This window comes from Mesorhizobium sp. M7A.F.Ca.CA.002.04.1.1, from assembly GCF_004022805.1.
GTDB classification, from domain to species: Bacteria; Pseudomonadota; Alphaproteobacteria; order Rhizobiales; family Rhizobiaceae; genus Mesorhizobium; species Mesorhizobium ciceri.
This window is the reverse complement of the sequence record NZ_RZPL01000800.1, coordinates 1-2,441: the sequence shown is the minus strand read 5'-3', so window position 1 is coordinate 2,441 and position 2,441 is coordinate 1. Positions and strand designations below refer to the sequence as shown.

General features: G+C 62.3%; 3 protein-coding genes. All 3 read left to right on the top strand.

Annotation, left to right across the window (positions count from 1 at the left end):
- A partial coding sequence (locus tag ENZ75_RS28645) for an ABC transporter permease (protein WP_164888071.1) occupies nucleotides 1-289 on the top strand: 289 nt, incomplete at its 5' end.
- A complete protein-coding gene (locus tag ENZ75_RS28640; RefSeq protein WP_013532690.1) occupies nucleotides 282-1,406 on the top strand; it encodes an ABC transporter permease subunit in 1,125 nt (374 codons plus the stop codon). The genes ENZ75_RS28645 and ENZ75_RS28640, both read left to right, overlap by 8 nt.
- A 47-nt stretch (nucleotides 1,407-1,453) precedes the next feature.
- The coding region (locus tag ENZ75_RS28635; RefSeq protein ID WP_164888070.1) for an ATP-binding cassette domain-containing protein at nucleotides 1,454-2,441 on the top strand (988 nt) is incomplete at its 3' end.

Here is a 2,441-nt window from a genome sequence, read left to right as displayed (position 1 = left end):
GGGCCTGTCCGACTGGTCGGTGGTGGTCAAGCATGCTTTGCGCGGCGCCATCCTGCCGATCGTCTCCTTCACCGGTCCGGCGGCGGCGGCACTGCTGACCGGCTCGGTCATCGTCGAGACGATCTTCTCCATCCCAGGCGTCGGCCGCTATTTCGTCGATGCCGCGCTCAATCGTGACTACACGCTGGTGATGGGAACGGTGGTGGTGATCGCCATCTTTACCATTGTCTTCAACCTGATCGTCGACGTCATGTACGCGGTCGTCGATCCGAGGGTGCGCTATGACTGACATCGCGGCCACAGTCGCCCCCACCGTCATCGGCCGTTCGCTCTGGGGGGATGCCTGGGCGCGGCTCAAGGCCAATCGCGCCGCCATGTTCAGCCTGTATTACCTTGCCCTGATCGGTGTCGTCAGCGTGTTCGGGCCGTGGTTCGTGCCGCATCAATACACCACCATCTATGCCGACTATGTGCGCATGCCGCCAAGCCTGTCAGCCTATCCGAAGGCCGACATGATCGAGACGGCGCTCACCGAAGCGATCAAGCGCATGCGGGTCGACATCAAGGAATGGCGGCAGGAAGGCAACCAGGTCTTCGTCACCGTCAAGTCGACCAGGCCGATCGACGATCGCAACATCCGCTATCTTGACCGATCCGATGCCTTTGACGACACCAAGATCGAGAGCAAGTCGCCGGACGGTCTCGAAGTGACGATGAGCGCCTCGATCAAGCAGCAATATTTCCTGTTCGGCACCGACAACACCGGACGGGACCTGTTGTCGCGCACGCTGATGGCCGGGCGTATATCGCTGGCCATCGGCCTGCTCGCGGGCGTCGTGGCGGTGGTCATCGGCGTGGTCTACGGGGCCGCTGCCGGTTTTGCCGGAGGCAAGGTCGACGAGGTGATGATGCGCATCGTCGACGTGCTCTATTCCTTGCCCTTCATCTTCTTCGTCATCATGCTGGTGGTGTTCTTCGGCCGCAACTTCGTGCTGATGTTCCTGGCCGTCGGCGCCGTGCTGTGGCTCGACATGGCGCGCATCGTGCGCGGCCAGGCACTGTCGATCCGCCGCCAGGAATATGTCCAGGCGGCGGAAGCCATGGGCGTCGGCCAGCGCGGCATCCTGCTGCGCCACGTCATCCCCAACCTGCTCGGCCCGGTGGTCATCTACATGACGCTGCTGGTGCCGCAGGTGATCATCCTGGAAAGCTTCCTATCGTTTCTCGGCCTCGGCGTGCAGGAGCCGATGACCAGCTGGGGCGTTCTGATCTCGGTCGGCGCCAAGAACATCGGCACCGCCAACTGGCTGCTCCTGTTCCCCGCCTTCTTCCTCGTCTCGACGCTGTTTGCGCTGAACTTCGTCGGCGACGGCCTGCGCGACGCACTCGACCCGAGGGATCGCTAAGATGGGGATCGCTAAGATGCGGGTCGATAAAGAGGGGGACCGCTGAGATGGCTGCTTCCGAAACGATCCTCAGCGTCAAGGATTTGCGTGTCCGCTTCCGCACGCTCGACGGCGCCGTCGAGGCGGTCAAGGGCATAAACATCCATGTCAAATCGGGCGAGACCGTTGCCGTGGCCGGCGAATCCGGCTCCGGCAAAAGCCAGACGATGATGGCGGCGATGAGCCTGCTGGCGTCGAATGGCGAAGCGACAGGCAGCGTCGACTATCGTGGCCGCAATCTTCTAACACTCAGCAAATCCGAGCTCAACAAGGTCCGTGGCCGCAAGATCAGCATGATCTTCCAGGAGCCGATGACTTCGCTCGATCCGCTCTATTCAATCGGCAACCAGTTGATCGAACCGATCCGCCGGCATCGGGGCCTGAATGTCGCCGAGGCGCGTGAAGAAGCGCTCAAACTGCTGCGGCTGGTGCATATTCCCGATCCCGAGCGGCGGATGAAATCCTATCCGCACGAAATGTCGGGTGGCCAGCGCCAGCGTGTGATGATCGCGATGGCTCTCGCCAACGACCCTGACATATTGATCGCCGACGAGCCGACGACGGCGCTCGATGTGACCATACAGGCGCAGATCCTGATGCTTCTGGCCGAATTGCAGCGCAAGCTCGGCATGGCGATCGTCTTCATCACCCACGATCTTGGCATCGTCCGCCGCTTTGCCGATCGGGTCTATGTCATGCGCCAGGGCGAGGTTGTCGAGGAGGGGGAGGCGGAGGCCATCTTCGTCAACCCACAGCATGCCTACACGAAAATGCTGCTGGCGGCCGAGCCGACCGGCAGCAAGGCGCCGCCGCCCGCCAACGCCCCAGTGCTGCTCGAAGGCAGGAATGTCGAAGTGACGTTCAGGATCGGCGGCGGGTTTCTTGCTGGCGAACCGCTGATGCTGCGTGCAGTCGATCACATCTCGATCCGGCTGCAGCGCAACCAGACCATCGGCATCGTTGGTGAATCCGGCTCGGGCAAATCGACTCTTGGCC